At 57.0% G+C, this 18,804-nt stretch carries 17 protein-coding genes; 7 read left to right on the forward strand and 10 right to left on the reverse strand.

Annotated features, from left to right (window positions below; translation table 11 throughout):
• Positions 1 to 4: 4 nt before the first annotated feature.
• The 7 genes from PGR91_RS01365 to PGR91_RS01395 form a co-directional block, all read right to left on the reverse strand.
• Positions 5 to 916 (reverse strand): glycosyltransferase family 2 protein, encoded by a 912-nt coding sequence (locus PGR91_RS01365; RefSeq protein ID WP_055202533.1) that lies wholly within the window; start codon positions 914 to 916, stop codon positions 5 to 7.
• Positions 917 to 964: 48 nt separating this feature from the next.
• A complete protein-coding gene (locus PGR91_RS01370; RefSeq protein ID WP_118655444.1) occupies positions 965 to 2,044 on the reverse strand; it encodes a phosphotransferase enzyme family protein in 1,080 nt (359 codons plus the stop codon).
• 28 nt (positions 2,045 to 2,072) lie between these two features.
• A complete protein-coding gene (locus PGR91_RS01375; protein ID WP_118655446.1) occupies positions 2,073 to 3,464 on the reverse strand; it encodes a Gfo/Idh/MocA family protein in 1,392 nt (463 codons plus the stop codon).
• 182 nt (positions 3,465 to 3,646) lie between these two features.
• Positions 3,647 to 4,651: a type I glyceraldehyde-3-phosphate dehydrogenase gene (gene gap, locus PGR91_RS01380; RefSeq protein WP_055202537.1), complete on the reverse strand. Its 1,005-nt coding sequence runs from the start codon at positions 4,649 to 4,651 to the stop codon at positions 3,647 to 3,649.
• Positions 4,652 to 4,809: 158 nt separating this feature from the next.
• Positions 4,810 to 5,565 carry an ABC transporter ATP-binding protein gene (locus PGR91_RS01385; RefSeq protein ID WP_055202539.1) on the reverse strand — a complete coding sequence of 252 codons (756 nt, stop codon included), beginning with the start codon at positions 5,563 to 5,565 and terminating at the stop codon, positions 4,810 to 4,812.
• A gap of 1 nt (position 5,566) precedes the next feature.
• The gene (locus PGR91_RS01390) at positions 5,567 to 6,310 is read right to left on the reverse strand and encodes an MlaE family ABC transporter permease (protein WP_055203506.1); all 744 of its coding nucleotides are present in this window, start codon (positions 6,308 to 6,310) and stop codon (positions 5,567 to 5,569) included.
• Positions 6,311 to 6,394: 84 nt separating this feature from the next.
• A complete protein-coding gene (locus PGR91_RS01395; protein WP_118655448.1) occupies positions 6,395 to 6,676 on the reverse strand; it encodes a DUF4834 family protein in 282 nt (93 codons plus the stop codon).
• A gap of 251 nt (positions 6,677 to 6,927) precedes the next feature.
• Here PGR91_RS01395 and purB point away from each other — a divergent pair, with 251 nt between their 5' ends.
• From purB to PGR91_RS01425, 6 genes are all read left to right on the forward strand, one after another.
• Positions 6,928 to 8,283 carry an adenylosuccinate lyase gene (gene purB / locus PGR91_RS01400; protein ID WP_101571768.1) on the forward strand — a complete coding sequence of 452 codons (1,356 nt, stop codon included), beginning with the start codon at positions 6,928 to 6,930 and terminating at the stop codon, positions 8,281 to 8,283.
• A 49-nt stretch (positions 8,284 to 8,332) separates the two neighbouring features.
• Positions 8,333 to 8,491: a rubredoxin gene (gene rd, locus PGR91_RS01405; protein WP_055202543.1), complete on the forward strand. Its 159-nt coding sequence runs from the start codon at positions 8,333 to 8,335 to the stop codon at positions 8,489 to 8,491.
• A gap of 165 nt (positions 8,492 to 8,656) precedes the next feature.
• Positions 8,657 to 9,832 (forward strand): multidrug effflux MFS transporter, encoded by a 1,176-nt coding sequence (locus PGR91_RS01410; RefSeq protein WP_101572051.1) that lies wholly within the window; start codon positions 8,657 to 8,659, stop codon positions 9,830 to 9,832.
• 87 nt (positions 9,833 to 9,919) lie between these two features.
• A complete protein-coding gene (locus PGR91_RS01415; protein WP_118655450.1) occupies positions 9,920 to 12,697 on the forward strand; it encodes a family 78 glycoside hydrolase catalytic domain in 2,778 nt (925 codons plus the stop codon).
• A gap of 10 nt (positions 12,698 to 12,707) precedes the next feature.
• A complete protein-coding gene (locus PGR91_RS01420) occupies positions 12,708 to 14,501 on the forward strand; it encodes a hypothetical protein (protein WP_118655452.1) in 1,794 nt (597 codons plus the stop codon).
• 11 nt (positions 14,502 to 14,512) lie between these two features.
• Complete coding sequence (locus PGR91_RS01425; protein ID WP_118655454.1) at positions 14,513 to 15,955, forward strand: alpha/beta hydrolase family protein; 1,443 nt, start codon at positions 14,513 to 14,515, stop codon at positions 15,953 to 15,955.
• A gap of 52 nt (positions 15,956 to 16,007) precedes the next feature.
• On the opposite strand, the gene PGR91_RS01430 is transcribed toward PGR91_RS01425, so the two are convergent.
• Positions 16,008 to 16,700: a YjjG family noncanonical pyrimidine nucleotidase gene (locus PGR91_RS01430; RefSeq protein WP_172970731.1), complete on the reverse strand. Its 693-nt coding sequence runs from the start codon at positions 16,698 to 16,700 to the stop codon at positions 16,008 to 16,010.
• Between the two features lie 42 nt (positions 16,701 to 16,742).
• On the opposite strand from PGR91_RS01430, the gene PGR91_RS01435 reads away from it, so the two are divergent.
• Positions 16,743 to 17,423, forward strand: a complete 681-nt coding sequence (locus tag PGR91_RS01435) for a DNA alkylation repair protein (protein ID WP_118655456.1) — start codon at positions 16,743 to 16,745, stop codon at positions 17,421 to 17,423.
• A gap of 21 nt (positions 17,424 to 17,444) precedes the next feature.
• Here PGR91_RS01435 and PGR91_RS01440 read toward each other — a convergent pair whose 3' ends face one another.
• Positions 17,445 to 18,248: a hypothetical protein gene (locus PGR91_RS01440; RefSeq protein ID WP_145996519.1), complete on the reverse strand. Its 804-nt coding sequence runs from the start codon at positions 18,246 to 18,248 to the stop codon at positions 17,445 to 17,447.
• A 39-nt stretch (positions 18,249 to 18,287) separates the two neighbouring features.
• Complete coding sequence (tsaE, locus tag PGR91_RS01445; protein WP_055202558.1) at positions 18,288 to 18,710, reverse strand: tRNA (adenosine(37)-N6)-threonylcarbamoyltransferase complex ATPase subunit type 1 TsaE; 423 nt, start codon at positions 18,708 to 18,710, stop codon at positions 18,288 to 18,290.
• Positions 18,711 to 18,804: the final 94 nt, after the last annotated feature.

The raw sequence follows: 18,804 nt of genomic DNA on the forward strand, positions 1-18,804 counted from the left end.
ACGCCTACTTACCGGTCAACAGACCGCAGGTAATATTCCACCGCATCCGAAGCAGGTACCACCCTTTCAGCGGCTGCAGGCGGCACAGGTAGCCGAATGCGAATACGCAGGCCCCGCCCCATTTGACCGCCTCGGCCAACAGACGTTTCGGGAACGAAACGCCCCCTTCGGAGCGGGTGCGCACCCGCTCGCTGACGCCGATCATCCGGGTCAACCGTTCGAAATAAGCCCGCGTCAGCTTCGACGCCGGCGTAATATGGTATATTTCAGCGCCCGGAACGTAGTAATAACGGATGCCTTGCGCCCGTACGCGCATAAAGAAGTCTTTCTCCTCGCCCCCCATCGGGTTAGCTCCCGAACGTCCGAGCGCCGTGTTGAAATTACCGAACCGATCGAACAGCCGGCGGCGGAAACCGGAATTGCCGACGCCCGGGTACCGTTTCCCGCGAAACGGCACCATGCGGTCGCCCAAATCGAACGCCCCGGTGATCATTTTCTCGATATAGTAGGAGTACCACGCCGGCAACGGCGCTTCGTAAACCGGAACAACCGCCCCCCCGGCAGCATCCAAACCCGGATTGTTTTCAAAAAAACAAAAATAGCTTTTAGCAAACTCAGGATTTGCCTCTTCGTCGTCGTCGATGAATACGATGTACTGCCCGACCGACGAAGCGATGCCGCAGTTGCGCGCATAGGAAATTCCCTGCGACGTCTCGGTCACCATCCGCACCTGCAACTGCGGATGGCTGCCGGCAAAACCGGCGACCACCTCGGGCGTATTGTCCGACGAATTGTTGTTGACGACCAGTATTTCGAACAGGCCGGGCGACAGCGTCTGACGCGCAAGACTCTCCAGCGTCCGGAGCAGGTACGGAGCCCGGTTGTACGTTGCGACTACGATCGACAGTTTTTTCATAGATGTCCTCGCGGAAAATTTTTGCGGTTCCGTCCCTTTTTCAGTAATCTACAACCCGGCGATGTAATCGTTCATGGCTTTTTCCTGCGCTTCGATGCTTTGCAGCAGCTTGAACTGCGCCTTCGAACGCTGCCAGTTGTGTTCCGGATGTTTGATCTTGTAGTAATTGTCGCCGTCGAGGTAATCCGCCAAGAATCGTACCGTCTGCATGTAGGTCAGCAATTGCGCTCCGTAGGGCAGGTTCTCGCGCTCGACGGGCGTCAGAAACGATGCAGTGCTCTCGACATACCCTTTGGCGAAGGCGCGGAAAATATCCATATCGACATCCACTTTGTCCAGATCGGGATCGTCCTCGGCTCCGGTATTGGCCGCCGTGCGGATGAAATCGCCGAAATCGGACAGCACGAACCCCGGCATCGTCGTGTCCAGGTCGATCACGCACAACGGGCGATCCTGCTCGTCGAACAGGATGTTGTTGACCTTCGTATCGCAATGCGTGACGCGTTTGGGCAGCTCTCCGGCGCGGAAAAGCCGTTGCGCGAGGCACATCCTGTCGGCGCGGGCCAGCAGTTCGTCGACCATCCACCGCACACCTGCCAGGCGTCCCTGCGGATCGCGGGCCGCCACTTCGCGGAAACCTTCGAGCCGGAACTCGATGTTGTGGAAATTCGGGATCGTCTCCCCGAGCGCCCCCTCGCCGATATCGGCGAGCATCGACTGGAACTCGCCGAACGCCTGCCCGGTCAGGTAAGCCAACGGGCCGGTGATGCTCTCATGCGTAACGGAACCGGCGATAAAAACCATCATCCGCCAGTAGTTTTCCCCGTCGAAATAATAGAGTTTGCCGTCTTTGGTCGGCACGACGCGCAACACCCGGCGTTCCACATCTTCGCGGCCCGCTTCGGTCAACTTGCGGCGAATGTGCGAAGTAACCCGCTCGATGTTACGCTGCAACAGGTCAACGTCCTGGAAAACACGGTGATTAATCCGTTGCAGCACATAATCCGGCACATCGCCCGCCGTCGAAACACGGTAGGTATCGTTGATCCATCCGCTGCCTACCGGAGCGATCTTTACGACCTCGCCGGCAATATCAAATAACGTTACGATCCGATCTATCTTTTCCATAATCTGCTTATTTCATTCGCCGACGCCGCTATTTGACGGCATGCGAAAATCCGTTGATTCGGTTCCAGGCTCCGCGTGTAAAATCGGGCACTTTTACAGGCATCCCGCGATGTTTTACCGACGTTTCGGTCAGTTCGACCAGCGACGACCATTCGGCGGCATCGTACACGTCCTGATCCAGCGGCAGCCCGTTGTGCAGGCAGTAAATCAACCGGTAATCCATGATAAAGTCCATGCCGCCGTGCCCGCCGACCTGACGCGCCTTCTCGCCGATCTCTTTGGAAATGGGGTGCTCGTACTCGGCCATCAACTGATCGAACTCCGGCTTCGCCAGGAACGAATGCGCATTCGGTTCGAGAGCGATTCCCTCGACAGGATATTTCTGCGCGAAACCTTTCGTACCGCTGATCTTATGCAGGCGGTCATAGGGACGCGGGCTGGTCACATCGTGCTGGATCAGGATCGTTTTGCCTTTGGCCGTACGGATCAGCGTGGTGTTCATATCGCCCAGTTTGTAATCGGTTTCGGCATACTCGGAATCCTTCCCGAATTTCCCGGCAGCGGCCAGCGAAAGTCCCTTTTGGTCGGTAGATACCGAAACCAGGTAGTCCATCTTGTCGCCGCGGTGAATATTCAGGATTTGACAGACCGGCCCGAGACCGTGCGTCGGATACGGGTTGCCGGTATGGTCGGTATTGTATTTCAACCGCCACATATCGTAATATCCGGTTTTGTCGTCGAGGTTCAGCGAGCGCAGGTCGTGGATATAAGCTCCCTCTACGTGCATCACCTCGCCGAAAAGCCCTTGTTGCGCCATATTCAGCGTAGCCATCTCGAAAAAGTCGTAGCAGCAGTTTTCCAGCATCATGCAGTGGCGGCGCGTTTGCTCGGCCGTATTGACCAACTGCCAGCACTCGTCGATCGACATCGCGGCCGGAACTTCCAGCGCCACGTGTTTCCCGTGTCGCATCGCGTAGACGGCGATCGGAGTGTGTAGCAGCCACGGCGTGCAGTTATAGATCAGATCGACGTCCTCCCGTTCGCAGACCTTTTTCCAATCCTCCGCGCCGGTATATCCGGCGGCGGCGGGCAGCCCGGCGTTTTTCAGCGTCCCCTGAGCATTCTCCACCAATTCCGGACGCACGTCGCACAGCGCTACGATCCGCACCCCGTCCAGGTGGGTATAACGTTCCACGGCCATCGAGCCGCGCATCCCGAGTCCGATAAAAGCCACCCGAACCACCGGAATCGGATCGCAGCGCAATTGCAGCACGTCGGTCTGCCCTTTCGCGCGGGCCGGCTCGGGGAATTCGATCATTCCGTTGCGCACTTTCGGAGACTTGCCTGTCGCCGTCTCCGGGATCGCAGCCGCGAACAGCATCGCGAAGGCGACCAGTAAAACACTTATCCGTGATTTCATAACATTTCGGAATATTACTTCAATAAGAAGACAAATATAATAAAAAGCCCCGAACTTCCAGCGATCCGCGCCGACATTATGCGGCATACGGCGAAACGGGCGCCGCAGACTGAGCGCCCGCGAAAACAAAGCGGGGGACGCCCCAAAGGCATCCCCCGCAAAAATACACCGTTGTTATAAAACTATTTCACGGTGTTCATGTATTCGATCAGCTCGAGCACTTTGTTCGAGTAACCCCATTCGTTATCATACCACGAAACGACTTTCACGAAACGCGGAGAGAGCTGGATACCGGCTTTCGCGTCGAAAATCGAAGTACGCGCGTCGCCCAGGAAGTCCGAGGAAACCACGGCGTCTTCGGTGTAACCGAGGATGCCTTTCAGTTCGCCGTCGGCAGCTTCTTTCATGGCTTTGCAGATTTCGTCGTAAGTGGTATCCTTAGCCAGCGTACAGGTCAGGTCTACGACCGATACGTCCAGGGTCGGTACGCGCAGCGACATACCGGTCAGTTTGCCGTTCAGCGCAGGAATCACTTTACCTACGGCCTTAGCGGCGCCGGTCGACGACGGGATGATGTTGCCCGAAGCGGCGCGGCCGCCTCTCCAGTCTTTCATCGAAGGACCGTCTACGGTCTTCTGGGTAGCGGTGGTCGAGTGAACGGTGGTCATCAAACCTTCTACCATACCGAATTTATCGTTCAGCACTTTGGCGATCGGAGCCAGACAGTTCGTGGTGCAGGATGCGTTCGAAACGATCGTCTGACCGGCGTAAGTTTTGTTGTTCACGCCCATTACGAACATCGGGGTATCGTCTTTCGACGGAGCCGACATAACGACGCGTTTCGCGCCCGCTTTGATATGAGCTTCGGCTTTTTCCTTGGTCAGGAACAGGCCGGTCGATTCAACGACATATTCGGCGCCCACTTCGTTCCATTTCAGGTTTGCGGGATCTTTTTCAGCAGTTACGCGGATCGAGTGGCCGTTGACAACCAGTGCGTTTTCCTTCACTTCGATCGTGCCTTTAAACTGACCGTGCATCGTGTCGTAACGAAGCATGTAAGCCATGTAATCCACCGAAATCAGGTCGTTGATTCCGACGATTTCCAAATTGTCTTTGGCCATTGCGGCACGGAACACCAGGCGTCCGATACGGCCGAAACCGTTGATACCAATTTTAATCTTTGACATAATTCTACTTATTTTGAAAGGTTAATCAATTGCCGAAAAATACCTTATAATACACCGTTGCAAAAGTATATAAAAAACAGGGAGCCTGCAAAATTATTTTAAATTTTTTTAGTAAACCGCCTCTCCCGCGGAACGTCCGTTCGGTACGGCCCGCCCCGCTACATTTCCACCTCCCGGGCGCGCTTGGCCATCGCCGAAGCGAACACGAAATCGTTCAGCTCGCGGTTATCGGCATGCAGAATATCGTGCTTGGTGCCTTCCCACCATTTCTGCCCCTGATGGATAAAAATAATGTGTTCGCCGATCTCCATCACCGAGTTCATGTCGTGCGTGTTGATGATCGTCGTGATGTTGTATTCCTGGGTGATCTCCTGGATCAGGTTGTCGATCAGCACCGACGTCATCGGATCGAGCCCCGAGTTCGGCTCGTCGCAGAACAGGTACTTCGGATTCAGCACGATGGCGCGGGCGATCGCCACGCGCTTGATCATCCCGCCGCTGATTTCGGCCGGGTACAGATGGTTCACGTCGCCGAGGTTGACCCGTTTCAGGCAAAAATTCACCCGGTCGCGCTTCTCGCTCATGCTCATCGTCGTGAACAGGTCGAGCGGCAGCCGCACGTTCTCCTCGACGTTCGACGAGTCGAGCAGCGCGCCTCCCTGGAAAATCATGCCGACCTCCTCGCGGATCGCCTTGCGCTCCTTGAACGGCAGCCGGTTAAAACAAACGTCGTTATAGTAGATATTGCCGCTGTCGATCTTATGCAGCCCGACAAGCGACTTGAGCAGTACGGTCTTTCCGGAACCGCTTTGTCCGATAATCAGGTTGGTGATTCCGGGAGCGAAGTCGGCGGAAATGTCGTTCAGCACCACGCGTCCGTCGAAAGACTTTACGATATGTTCGGCTCGAATCATGCTATGTCAAAAGTAACTGTGTAAGAATCAGGTTAAATATCAGAATCACAATACTGCTGACCACGACGGCCTGCGTACTGGCCCGCCCGACTTCGAGCGAGTTGCCGTTGGCAAAATAGCCGTAAAAACCCGAAATGGACGTGATGATGAACGCGAATACGGACGACTTGATCAGCGAATAAGTGATGTAGAAAGGTTTGAACTGGTACTGCACGCCGACGATGTAGGAATCGGGATTCACCGCCCCGGTCAGTATGCTCACGACGTATCCGCCGGCCACGCCGATAATCATGCTCAGGATCGTCAGGAACGGGAAAAAGAATACGGTGCCGATGATCTTCGGCAGAATCAGGTAGCTCGCCGAATTGACGCCCATGATCTCCAGCGCGTCGATCTGCTCGGTAATCCGCATCGTACCGATTTCGGAAGCGATGTTCGACCCGACCTTTCCGGCCAGGATCAGCGCCACGACCGTCGAACTGAACTCCAGCAGCATCGACTCCCGCGCGGCATATCCGATCAGGTATTTCGGAATGAACGGCGACTCGAGGTTCAACGCCATCTGGATCGTAATCACGGCCCCCATGAAAACGGAGATGATCGCCACGATCCCGATCGAATTCAGCCCCAAATCCTGGATTTCGGCCAGTATCCGCTTCCGGTAGATGGCCATCTTCTCGGGCTTCGAGAAAACCTTCCCCATCAGCACGAAATAACGGCCTATCTGTTCAAACAGTTTTTTCATAATCAACATCCAAAATATCCGGCGACGGGTAACTTCCGCGACGGTTTCCACCGGCAAAATCGTCGCGGCGAACAGCCCGGAAGCCTAATTCGCCTCCTCCTTCACCTCCTCGTAATCGACATAATCGCCGACGTTCCGGTTCACTTTTTTCTGCGCGGAAGCGGTCTGCCGCACGGTCACGTCGCCTTCCGGCTTCGGACGGCTGCTGCGGCCGAAACCCGTCCCCCACATATAGGTACGCGAAAACCCGCCGCCACCTTCGGCGAACTCCCGCTGTTTCTTGCGGATCCAATAATTCAAAAACAACCGGCCGAGCAATCCGAACAGGTAAAACCCGACAATGATAAAAAACAATACCGTCAGCATAGCTTCGTCAACCTAAAAATTCTCCGGAGCAAAAACCCTGCAAAGAATGTCCCCGGAATTTACAAAAGTAACATTTTAATTCCGGATTGCATAAAATTGCCCTCTTTTTGACACAATACGAAGTTGAAGGCACATTTATTGCAGATTACGCGGAGGTTTCGTATATTTGCATGACAGATCGAAAAAACCGGGACGCCAAGGCGCGCCTTGGTTTGTTTGTTTTCTATTGTGTGATTAAGAACCGTAAAAAAATGATGGAATTGTCTGAATTAACCGCCATATCGCCCGTCGACGGCCGTTACCGCAGCAAATGCGAAGTGCTGGCCGACTACTTCTCGGAGTTCGCGCTGATCCGCTACCGGGTGATGGTCGAAGTGGAATATTTTATCGCCCTGTGCGAATTGCCGCTGCCGCAACTCGCCGACGTGGACGCGTCGGCGTTCGAAGGGCTGCGCGACCTGTACCGCGACTTTTCGGAAGCGGACGCGCTACGCGTCAAAGAGATCGAGAAGACGACCAACCACGACGTGAAAGCCGTCGAATACCTCGTAAAAGAGAAAATGGAGCAGCTCGGTATCGGCGCGCACAAGGAGTTCGTGCACTTCGGGCTCACGTCGCAGGACATCAACAACACGGCGATTCCGTCGACACTGCGCGACGCGACCAACGACGTCTACTATCCGCTGATCGAACAACTGGTGGCCAAGCTCACGGCATTGTCGAAGGAGTGGGAAGAGATCCCGTTGCTGGCGCATACGCACGGGCAGCCCGCCTCGCCTACGAAACTCGGCAAGGAGATTTGCGTATTCGTCGAACGGCTGAACAAGCAAATCGCGCTGTCGCGCGCGATTCCGTCGCCGGCCAAGTTCGGCGGAGCCACCGGGAATTTCAACGCGCACGTAGCCGCTTACCCGGGCATCGACTGGATCGAATTCGCGAACCGTTTCGTCAACGACATCCTGCACCTGGAACGTTCGCAGGTCACCACGCAGATCGAGCACTACGACAACATCGCCGCGATCCTCGACAACTTCAAGCGGATCAATACGATCCTGATCGACCTGTGCCGCGATATGTGGACGTACATTTCGATGGAATACTTCAAACAGAAGATCAAAGCGGGCGAAGTCGGCTCGTCGGCGATGCCGCACAAGGTAAACCCGATCGACTTCGAGAACGCCGAAGGCAACCTCGGCGTGGCGAACGCCGTATTCGAACACCTGTCGTCGAAACTGCCGATCTCGCGGATGCAGCGCGACCTGACCGACTCGACCGTACTGCGGAACATCGGCGTGCCGATGGCCCATACGGTCATCGCCTTCAAGTCGATCCTCAAAGGGATGGACAAGCTGATCATCAACCTCGACGCGATCAACGAAGACCTCGAACACAACTGGGCGGTCGTCGCCGAAGGCATCCAGACGATTCTGCGCCGCGAAGCCTATCCGAACCCGTACGAGGCGCTGAAAGCGCTGACCCGCACCAACAAGCCGATCACCGAAGCCGATATCAAAGCATTTATCGAAGGGTTGGACGTGCCGGCAGGAGTCAAGGAAGAGCTCCGCAGGCTTTCGCCGCAGACCTATACCGGCGTGTGCAAATACTAAAACCGTTTTTACGCGACGCAATGTCTCACTCAATAAAATATCGAATACGATGAAAAAGTACAAATGCCAAGTATGCGGGTACATTTACGACCCGGAAGTGGGCGATCCCGACAACGGAATCGAACCCGGAACCGCTTTTGAAGACCTGCCCGACGATTGGGTATGCCCGTTGTGCCAGGAAGGGAAAGAAGTTTTCGAGGCCCTGTAATCCGCCGCATGGAATTTCAGGCGGGACACGCTCTCCGGAGCGCGTCCCGCTTTCGTTTTCCGGCAACCGCCGGAATCCGCCGCAACGCGTCGTACCGCAGCCCCTTCCTCTTCGGGGAACGGTTTTTACAAAAAATGGTTATTTTTGCGGGATAAAAATCCGACCATGAAAATCCATCGCCGCAACTCCCGCACTTTCCTGCTGATCATTCTCGGCATGCTGTCGGCGTTCGGCCCGTTCGTTACGGATTTTTACCTGCCGGGACTCCCGTCGATCGGCGACTACTTCGACGTGCCCGCATCGATGGTGCAACTGAGCCTGACGTCAAGTATGCTCGGCCTCGCCGGCGGCCAATTGCTGGTCGGCCCGATCAGCGACAAGTACGGCCGCAAACGGCCGATCCTCATCACGCTCGGCCTGTTCGTCGCGGCGACCGTCGCCTGCCTGTTCGCCTGGGACATCTATTCGTTCGTCCTGTTCCGACTGTTCCAGGGAATCGCCGGAGCGGGCGGGATCGTACTGTCGAAATCGGTCGCGGCCGATCTGTACGAAGGCAAGGAACTGCGCCGCTTTTTCTCGATGCTGATGGTCGTCAACGGACTGAGCCCGATCCTCGCGCCCGTATTCGGCGGATTCCTGCTGAACTTTACCGACTGGCACGGCATTTTCGTGACGCTGCTCGTAATCGGCATCCTGCTTTTCGCCGTCAACCTGCGGATTAGCGAATCGCTGCTGAAACACCGACGGATACAAGGCAGCGTCTGGGGCACGTTCCGAGCTTTCGTTCCGATCCTCAGACACCGCCGGTTCATGTATTACGTGCTGACGCAGGCTTTCGGGATGGGCGTATTTTTCACCTACATCGCCTCGTCGCCGTTTATCCTGCAACAGCATTACGGCCTCAGCCCGATCGGATACAGCGTCTGCTTCGCTACCAACGCAGCGGGCATCATCGTCGGCAGCTGGCTGGCCGGCCGGTTCCGCAGGGGAAGCAACGCGCTGTCGGCAGGCCTGTGGGGCCTGGTCGGTTCCGGCGTCCTGTGCGCGACGACCCTGCTGTGCGGACTTCCGTTCGGATTCCTGGAGTCCACGCTTTTCCTGCTGATGGTCGCCATCGGCATGATCCTGCCGACCTCGACGGCCCTCGCGCTCGACATCGAACGCGAACACTCCGGCAGCGCTTCGGCCGTGATCGGGTTTTTCCAATTCCTCTCCGGCGCGATCGTTTCGCCGCTGACCGGTCTGGGCGATATCCTGTTGCTGACCGGTCTGCTGACCGTATGCTGTAGCGTCGTTTCGCTCTGTTTCGGAGCGCTGGCTTGCCGCCCCTCCCGAAACTGAACATCCCTTTACGCCCCTTCCCGGAAAATCCGTTTTGAGAAACGGTACAAAAAGCGTATTTTAGCACACGAATCAATCTTTTCAGCAATGAAAAACTTTTCGGCGATCCGTTCATACGGACTTTTAGGCATATTGCTGCTGCTCGGAACGGGCGCAGCACAAGGACAATCCTTCGGCGCAGACAAACTCAAATGCGAGCAGGAGACCGACCCGATCGGCATCGAAACCCAAACGCCGCGTTTCAGCTGGCAGTTGTACGCCCCGACACGGGGCGCCGTACAGACCGCTTACCAGATCATCGTTTCGGACACGCCGGAAGCGGTCGAACGCGGCACGGGCAACGTGTGGGACAGCAAAAAAATCGCTTCGTCGCAATCGCTACTCGTCCCTTACGCAGGCGAACCGCTTGAAGCGGCAAAAAAATACTACTGGAGCGTCCGCGTATGGGACGGCACGAAAAAAGCGTCCCCGTGGGCGCGCACCGCATCTTTCGCAATGGGACTGCTATCGCAGGCCGACTGGTCGGGAGCACGGTGGATCGCATTCGAACCCGACATCGACAGCCTGACGGTGACCGACGGATTGGGACGCCACCTGCCGGTGATCGGCCGCTACAAACTGCCGCAAATGCGGCGCGAATTTCCGGTGAACAAGCCGGTGCGCCGCGCGACGGCCTACGTTTGCGGGCTCGGTCAGTTCGAACTGTTCCTCAACGGCGCCAAGACCGGAGATCATTTTCTGGACCCGGCCTGGACGAAATTCGATAAAGAAGCGCAGTACGTGTCGTTCGACGTGACCGACCGACTGAAACAGGGGAAAAACGCCGTAGGCGTGATGCTCGGCAACGGTTTTTTCAATATCCCGAACGAACGCTACACGAAATTCGTCGGATCGTACGGCGCTCCGAAAATGCTTCTGAAGATGGAAATCGAGTACGAAGACGGCACGTCGGACACGATCGTATCGGACGCGTCGTGGAAAACCACGCAAAGCCCGATCACTTTTTCGAGCATCTACGGCGGCGAGGATTTCGATGCGAACCTCGTGCAGCAAGGTTGGAAAGAGGCCGGGTTCGACGACAGCGGATGGCAGGATGCGGTTCTCACGAAATTCGACAGCCCGCTGCGCTCGCAGCGTACCACGCCGCTGAAAATCCGCCAGGCATTGCCGACCGTGCGCAAATATGAAAACAGCCGGGGCAATTACCTGTACGACCTCGGGCAGAATGCGTCGGGCATCGTCCGTTTGACGGTCAAAGCCAACGGCAAACATACGGTACGGATGTTCCCTTCCGAATTACAAGGCGGCGACAGCACCGCGAACCAACGTTCGTCGGGAGGCCCTTATATACTCAGCTACACGACGCTCGGTACCGGCGAGCCGGAAACCTGGCAGCCGCAGTTCACCTACTACGGTTTCCGCTACGTAGAAGTCGAAGGAGCCGTTCCGGCCGGCGAGCCGAACCCGGACGGACTGCCCGAAATCGTCGAATTGACCGGTCTGCATACGACCAACTCCGCCGCGCCGGTCGGCGCGTTCGCCTGCTCGAACCCGTTGTTTAACCGGATTTACGAGTTGATCGATTGGGCGATCCGCAGCAATTTTTCGAGCGTGTTCACCGACTGCCCGCACCGAGAGAAACTGGGATGGCTCGAACAGTCTCACCTGATCGGACCGTCGGTGCAGTTCGGCTACGACATCTCGCGGGCATTCCCGAAGATCGTCGGCGACATGGCGACGGCGCAGCACGCGGACGGCATGATCCCGACCATCGCCCCGCAATACACGGTCTTCTCGGAAGGTTTCCTGGACACTCCGGAATGGGGAAGCGCCTACATCCTGATCCCGTGGTACCTTTACCAATGGTACGGCGATACCCGCCCGCTGGAAGAGAATTACGACAAAATGGCTCGATACGTAGACTACCTGTCGTCGAAAGCCGACGGTCATATCGTCGCCTACGGCCTCGGCGACTGGTGCGATATCGGCCCCGGCGAACCGGCGCACTCGCAACTCACGTCGAACGGAGTCAGCGCGACGGCCATCTACTACTACGACATCTGCACCATGAAACGGGTCGCCGAACTGTTCGGCAAAACGGAGGACGCCGCTCGTTACGACGCGCTGGCCGCACAGGTCAAGCAGGCGTTCAACGACAAATATTTCGATAAAAATACGAAAAAATACGACCGAAACAGCCAGGCGGCCAACGCCATGGCGCTCTACATGGGACTGGTCGAACCCGAAAACAAACCGGTCGTACTGCAAAACCTGATTGACGACATCCGCAGCCGCGGCAACGCGCTGACGGCCGGTGACGTCGGCTACCGCTACGTCGTGCAGGCCCTGCTCGACAACGGGGCGTCGGACGTGCTGTTCGACATGAACAGCCGCTACGACGTGCCGGGATACGGCTACCAACTGGCCTGCGGCGAAACGGCGCTGGCCGAATCGTGGATGAGCAAGGACTACCTGTCGCACAACCACTGTATGCTCGGCCACCTCTATTCGTGGCTGTTCAACGGACTGGGAGGACTGTCGCAGGCTCCGGGATCGGTCGGCTATAAAGAGGTTGTGATCGACCCGCAGGTCGTCGGCGACATCCGCAGCGCCCGCGTCGCGTTCGAATCGCCGTACGGACTGATCCGCAGCGAATGGAACGATACGCCGCAGACGTTCCGGCAGACGGTCGAAATCCCGGGCAACGCCTCGGCGCTCGTCTACTTGCCTACGGCCGATCCGGAAGCCATTTCCGAAAACGGGCAGCCGCTGGACAAGATCGAAGGCATTACCGTCGAACGGAAGGGCGACCGCACCGTATTGCACGTCGGATCGGGCGTCTACAACTTCTCGGTACGGAAATAACCGCCGACCGATGAAAACGATCCCGGCCCTACTGACGGCAGGAATCCTGCTGCTGGCATACGACGGCATCCGGGCCGGAACGCCGGACGGAACTTGCGGCGCAACGGGGATTTCGCCGCAGGTCTCGGCTTTCGGCGATCCGCTGGTAGCGACGGACGCCCTCGGGCGCGAGTTGCCGAACTACGCACAGACCGGCGGAGAAAAGCCGAACCGCTACGTCGGTCTGTTCTACTGGCTGTGGCACGGGCCGTTGCGCAACGACACGCCGGACTACGACATTTCGAAAACGCTGCGAAAAGAGCCGGATCGCACGCAATGGCCGCACCTGGCTTACTATTGGGGGGAACCCGAGCTCGGATATTACCGCTCATCGGACGCGTACGTCATGCAGAAACACCTGAGCTTGTTCTGCCTCGTGGGCATCGACTTCCTGTTTCTCGACTTCACGAACCTGGTAATGGACAAGGACGAACTGCGCCTGCTGTTACGGCTGACGGGCAATATGAGGCGCAACGGATACGATCCGCCCCGACTCGTGCCTTTTTTCAACACGAATCCCGTCCCGAAACTGGAGGAGTTTTACACGGAATTTTACCGCGACACCGCTTACCGGGACGCATGGTTCGTACTCGACGGGAAACCGCTGGTGCTGTCGCCCGTACAGCATCCCTCCGATCGGAAAATCAACGACGCCTTTACATGGCGTCGGATGTGGGCCGGCAAGGACGCCGACGGGTTTTGGCACTATTTCGACGACTATCCGCAGACGCCCGCCCTGCGCCCCGACGGGGTGGCCGAACAGATCGCCGTGGCCGCCGGCAAGGGAGCCCCGTTATGGGACTACCCGGCCTACGGTTCGAAAAGTTCCACGCGGGACAGCACGCCCGCATACGACCGCTACTGGAACAGCCCACGCTCCGGCGAAGGCCTGTTTTTCGAAGAGCAGTGGAAAGGGGCCGAACGTTTCCGTCCGCTGATCGTCTGCGTTACCGGATGGAACGAATGGAAAGCCGAGGCATGGCCGGCCACCGCCGAACTCGTGGCGGGCGGCATCACTTTCCAGAACCGGAAACTGGCCGAGGGCGAGACCTACTTCGTCGATGAATTCAACGAGGAGTTCAACCGCGACCTGGAGCCGCAGGCCGGAAAAAATTCGGACAACTATTTCTACCAACTGGCCGCCCACGTCCGCCGTTACAAAGGGATGAAACCGCCTCCGGAAGCCTCGCCCCGCAAGACGATCGCGATCGACGGCCGCTTCGACGAGTGGGCCGACGTGCAGCCCCGCTTCGAGGATTTCGTCGGGGAGCTTCAAATGCGGGACAACGACGGCGCGCCGCAGGGCATCCGCTACGTCAACCGTACCGCCCGCAACGACATCGCCGAATCGCGTGTGGCCTGCGACGACAAATTCATCTATTTTTATGTCAAAACCGTCGAACCGATGACCTGCTGGCGGGAGCCGAACTGGATGCTGCTTTTCATCGACGGCGACCGGGACAAAAAAACCGGCTGGGAAGGATACGATTTCGCCGTCAACCTGGAGATCCGGTCGCCGGAAAAAACCATGCTGAAACGGCGCGACGGCGACCGCTGGACGACCGTTGCGCCCTGCCGGTACCGGCAGCGAGGGAACGAGATGGAGATCGCCGTCCCGAAAAAGTTGCTCGGCCAAGGCGATCGGCCGGATTTCTATTTCCATTGGGCCGACAATATCCGGAAGCCGGACGACATCGCCGAATTTTTCCTGAACGGGGAATCCGCTCCGGAACGACGTTACAACTACCATTACAAAGCCAAATAATCAGTGGAAAAATGTACCCGATCAAAAAAATATTGTTGATATTTCTGCTGAGTACGCCGGTAATTGCCGTCAGCCGGACGGCAGAGCCATTGCAACCAAATTTTTACGAAGGAGATGCGGTCGCCGGAGCCCACCGGCTCCGGATGCAGTTCATCGTACAAAAAGACCCTTCGGGAAACTTTTCAGCGAAGATGAATGTCCCGGCACAGGGCACATTCGATTATCCGGCGACGGTCGGTTATGAACAAGACAGTGTGGTATTCAGGGTAGAGAAACCCGCAGATGCTTATTTTAAAGGCAAAATAAAGGCGGACAGCATCGTAGGCGAATGGCATAACTACGGTAAAAAATTCCCGCTGACGCTCCGCAAATCCGTCGACCGGATCAAACTGCGCCCGCAATACCCGCAACCGCCTTTCCCCTACGCCGAACAGGATGTCATTTATTACAACGGCGACTCCTCGATCCGCTACGGCGCCACGCTGACGTTGCCGGAAAAAGGGGAGCGATTTCCGGTCGCACTGCTGATCACCGGCAGCGGGCAGCAGGACCGGAACGAAACGCTGTTCGATCACCAGCCGTTCCGCGTGATCGCCGACTACCTGGGACGCCGCGGAATCGCCGTACTGCGCGTGGACGACCGCGGATGCGGCCAGACGACCGGGGATCTGCGGCAGGCTACATCCGAGGATTTCGCCCGCGACGTACTGGAAGGCGTCCGTTATCTGAAAAACCGGCCCGAAATCGACCCGGCGAAGATCGGACTGGCCGGACACAGCGAAGGAGGACTGATCGCGCTGATCGCCGCGCAGGACAATCCGGACATCGCCTTTATCGTTTCGCTGGCAGGACCGGGCGTGCCGGGTATCGAAATATTCCTGTCCCAGCAGGAACACGCCCTGAAAAAAATCATACAGGATCAAACGACCATCGATTTGTCACAATCGTTGAACAGGATCATCTTCTCCGACCTGATTGCAAACCCGCAGCAAAAAGCGGAGGTTATTTACTCCCGAAGGCTGAAGGAATGGGTTTCAGGGCAGGACAGCAATACCGTGAAAAAGATGATGCCGACATTCAAAAGCGAACAAGATCTCGAACCGGACTCGCTGACGAAACTGGTAGGCCCGATGAACATCCCGTGGTACCGGTACTTTATGGCTTCCGATCCGGGCAAGCTGATCGGGCAGATACGCTGCCCGATGCTGATTCTGAACGGGGAGAAAGACATGCAGGTCTACTGCGACCTGAATATGGACGGCCTCGAAAAGAGCTGCCGCGAAGCGGGTAAAACGAACGTGGAATTCCGCCGGTTCCCCGGGCTGAACCACCTTTTTCAGCACTGCGAAACGGGAGAACCGGACGAATACGGCAGCATCGACGAAACGTTCGCTCCGGAAGCGCTCGACCTAATCGCCGAATGGATCGGGAAAACGACCGGCAGTTCCCGCTGACCTTCCCCCATAACAACGGAACGAGGGCGGAGAGTGCAGAAAACACTGTCTTCTAAAATATTCCCAGTAATTCCGACAGGGCCGAAACTTCGTAGGTCGCGTCAATCTCGCGGACTTCGCCGAACGGATTGAACCAGACGGAGTCGATGCCGGCGTTCGACGCGCCGAGGATATCGGTTTGCGGATCGTCCCCGATCATCACGGCCTCATCGGCCCCGACGCCCGCCGCACGGAGGGCATACCCGAAGATTACCGGCGACGGTTTGTTCGCACCGGCCTCCTCCGAGCAGACGACGCCCCGGAAATAACGGTAAAGGCCGCACTCTTTCAATTTGATATATTGCGTCTCTCTGAATCCGTTGGTCACGACGTACAGCGGATAGCGTCCGCTCAGCTCCCGGACTACCTTCTCGGCATACGGAATCAGGTTCGTAAAAGTCGGCGCAAGGCGGACGTAATCGTCCCCCAACCGCCGCGCCAACTCCGTATCGTATACGCCGATCGCAGCCAGCATCTCCTCGAAACGCGCATTGCGCAGGGTCTCGCGGTTCACTTTGCCGTCGCGGTACTCTTCCCACAGCCGAGCGTTGCTCGTTTCGTAATAACCGAAACAATCGTCGAAATCGGGGCAGAAACGCTCCAGCCGGTAACGGTCGTACAACACCCGCAGAGCCTCCTTCTGATTCCGCTCCACATCCCACAGGGTTCTGTCCAAATCGAACAGCAAACAATCGTACCTTTTCACTTTATGATTAATTTTGCTCCAAAGATAACACAACCCGAACTCATGGACAAAACGACCGAATTGATCGAACTGCTCAAATCGCACGCCTCGCCCGACCACCTGGCAAAAATGAAACGTTTCGGAATCCCGGACGAACGGGCGCTGGGCGTCCCGGTGACGCAACTGCGGAAGATCGCCAAGCCTTACAAAAGACAGCACGAATTGGCGTTGAGTCTTTGGGAGACCGGTTGGCACGAAGCCCGGTTGCTGGCCCCGATGATCGCCGATCCGGCCCGGACGACGCCGGAGCTGGCCGACCGCTGGACGGACGGTTTCGACGCTTGGGACATCTGCGATATGTGCTGCCAGAACCTGCTGCGGCATACACCGTTCGCATTCGACAAAATTTACGCTTATGCTCCCCGCGAAGAGGAGTTCGTCCGCCGAACGGCCTTCGCGCTGATCGCCACGCTGGCCGTCGGAGACAAAAAAAGCGGCGATGAAAAATTCATCCCGCTTTTCGATCTGATCGAAACCGCTTCCGCCGACCCCCGAAATTTCGTTCGCAAGGCGGTCAACTGGGCGCTGCGGCAAACCGGCAAGCGTAACCTGCGGCTCCACACGCAGGCCGTCGCACTGAGCCGCCGCCTGGGGGCGTCCGCCGACCGGACGGCTGCATGGATCGGCCGCGACGCGCTGCGCGAACTCTCCGACCCGAAAATCATTGCCCGGATCAAGCCGTAGACGGCGGCGGCACGATACGGATTACTCCCCGAAATCGACCCGCACGTTGAACCATTTGCTCTTGTTCCGGTAATAGACGTTGAACCCCTGCTGGTCGAACCCGACCACGCGGTATTTGTCGTCGATCACGATCAACCCGTTTTCGCCGGTCAAGTTTTCGATCGTAAAAGGCTTGTTGGTCTTAAATTTCGCATATTCGGTAGAACTGCCGCCGAGGCTGACCTCGAGCACCTGAGTCATCTTTCCCTTGTGCCGATCGAGCAGCTCCTTGAAGGCGTTGAAATCGGGCAGCCGGTTCGTATAGGCGACGCCCGTAAGGTTCGTCTCGGCCGAACTGGACGAGAAATAACCGATCTTATTGCCTTCGGTGCGCTGGTTGGTCAGGTAGACGGCGTTCGCTCCCATCATCGCAGCCACCATTTTAAGCTTCCGGTACGCCCGGTTCTTCACTCGCTCCTGATTGGACAGTTCGGTGGTTCCCACCGCTTTGGCGCTGACATCCCCCACTTTGAAAAGCCCTTTCACCTCGCTTTCGACGGCCGTCACGGTCACTTTTTCGTAATCGTCGACGCCCTTGACCGCATTGAACGAAGTCGCCTCGGCAAAAACCTGAACCCGGCCGTTCTTAAAGACGATCTTCTGGACGGCATTTTTATAAATACTGTTCAGAAGCTCTTCCCCCGGATGCACGTACACCACAGAGCTCTCCTTGATCTCCTTGACGATACACGGGATCTTTTCGTTGTTCGAGAAAATCGTATCCGTCTGTCCGAAAGCCCGGACGGAGAAAAGCAGCAGGACGAACAAAAACGCACTCTTTGTCATATTCATATAGTTTAACCTTAATCAGTCTTTCAATTCGTCTCAGTCCTGAGGATCGATCTCGATCGTCCGCGAATCCTCGCCGGTCACTTCGATACGTACCGTCATCGCATCGTCCGGCAGCAGGCTTTCAATCTTTTCGGGCCACTCGACCAGGCACAGGTCGCCGCCGTAGAAATACTCCTCGTACCCGAAATCGAAAGCCTCCTCGATCCGGTCGATCCGGTAAAAATCGAAATGATACACCGGCGGAATCCCCTCTCCGCGATATTCGTTGACGATGGCGAACGTCGGGCTGGTCACCGTATCGGTTACGCCCAGCGCATCGCAGATCGCACGGATCAACGTCGTCTTGCCGGCTCCCATTTCGCCGCGGAAAGCCACGACGGAACGTCCGTCGAGCGACTCCAGAATCGCGGCCGCCGCCTTGGGCAGATCGTCCGTCGAACCTATCTTCAGTATCATAAAATCGTTTTATCAAAATTCAGCGACTCGCCGTTTCCGGTACTTTCCGGGATACGGGGCAAAGATAAACGTTTCCTTTCGAATTCCACAACAA

This window comes from Candidatus Alistipes pullistercoris, from assembly GCF_027665465.1.
GTDB classification, from domain to species: domain Bacteria; phylum Bacteroidota; class Bacteroidia; order Bacteroidales; family Rikenellaceae; genus Alistipes_A; species Alistipes_A hominis.

Coding starts and splice junctions, on each gene's coding strand:
- PGR91_RS01365 (WP_055202533.1), bottom strand. CDS start 916: ATGAAAAAACTGTCGATCGTAGTCGCAACGTACAACCGGGCTCCGTAC.
- PGR91_RS01370 (WP_118655444.1), bottom strand. CDS start 2,044: ATGGAAAAGATAGATCGGATCGTAACGTTATTTGATATTGCCGGCGAG.
- PGR91_RS01375 (WP_118655446.1), bottom strand. CDS start 3,464: ATGAAATCACGGATAAGTGTTTTACTGGTCGCCTTCGCGATGCTGTTC.
- gap (WP_055202537.1), bottom strand. CDS start 4,651: ATGTCAAAGATTAAAATTGGTATCAACGGTTTCGGCCGTATCGGACGC.
- PGR91_RS01385 (WP_055202539.1), bottom strand. CDS start 5,565: ATGATTCGAGCCGAACATATCGTAAAGTCTTTCGACGGACGCGTGGTG.
- PGR91_RS01390 (WP_055203506.1), bottom strand. CDS start 6,310: ATGAAAAAACTGTTTGAACAGATAGGCCGTTATTTCGTGCTGATGGGG.
- PGR91_RS01395 (WP_118655448.1), bottom strand. CDS start 6,676: ATGCTGACGGTATTGTTTTTTATCATTGTCGGGTTTTACCTGTTCGGA.
- purB (WP_101571768.1), top strand. CDS start 6,928: ATGATGGAATTGTCTGAATTAACCGCCATATCGCCCGTCGACGGCCGT.
- rd (WP_055202543.1), top strand. CDS start 8,333: ATGAAAAAGTACAAATGCCAAGTATGCGGGTACATTTACGACCCGGAA.
- PGR91_RS01410 (WP_101572051.1), top strand. CDS start 8,657: ATGAAAATCCATCGCCGCAACTCCCGCACTTTCCTGCTGATCATTCTC.
- PGR91_RS01415 (WP_118655450.1), top strand. CDS start 9,920: ATGAAAAACTTTTCGGCGATCCGTTCATACGGACTTTTAGGCATATTG.
- PGR91_RS01420 (WP_118655452.1), top strand. CDS start 12,708: ATGAAAACGATCCCGGCCCTACTGACGGCAGGAATCCTGCTGCTGGCA.
- PGR91_RS01425 (WP_118655454.1), top strand. CDS start 14,513: ATGTACCCGATCAAAAAAATATTGTTGATATTTCTGCTGAGTACGCCG.
- PGR91_RS01435 (WP_118655456.1), top strand. CDS start 16,743: ATGGACAAAACGACCGAATTGATCGAACTGCTCAAATCGCACGCCTCG.
- PGR91_RS01440 (WP_145996519.1), bottom strand. CDS start 18,248: ATGACAAAGAGTGCGTTTTTGTTCGTCCTGCTGCTTTTCTCCGTCCGG.
- tsaE (WP_055202558.1), bottom strand. CDS start 18,710: ATGATACTGAAGATAGGTTCGACGGACGATCTGCCCAAGGCGGCGGCC.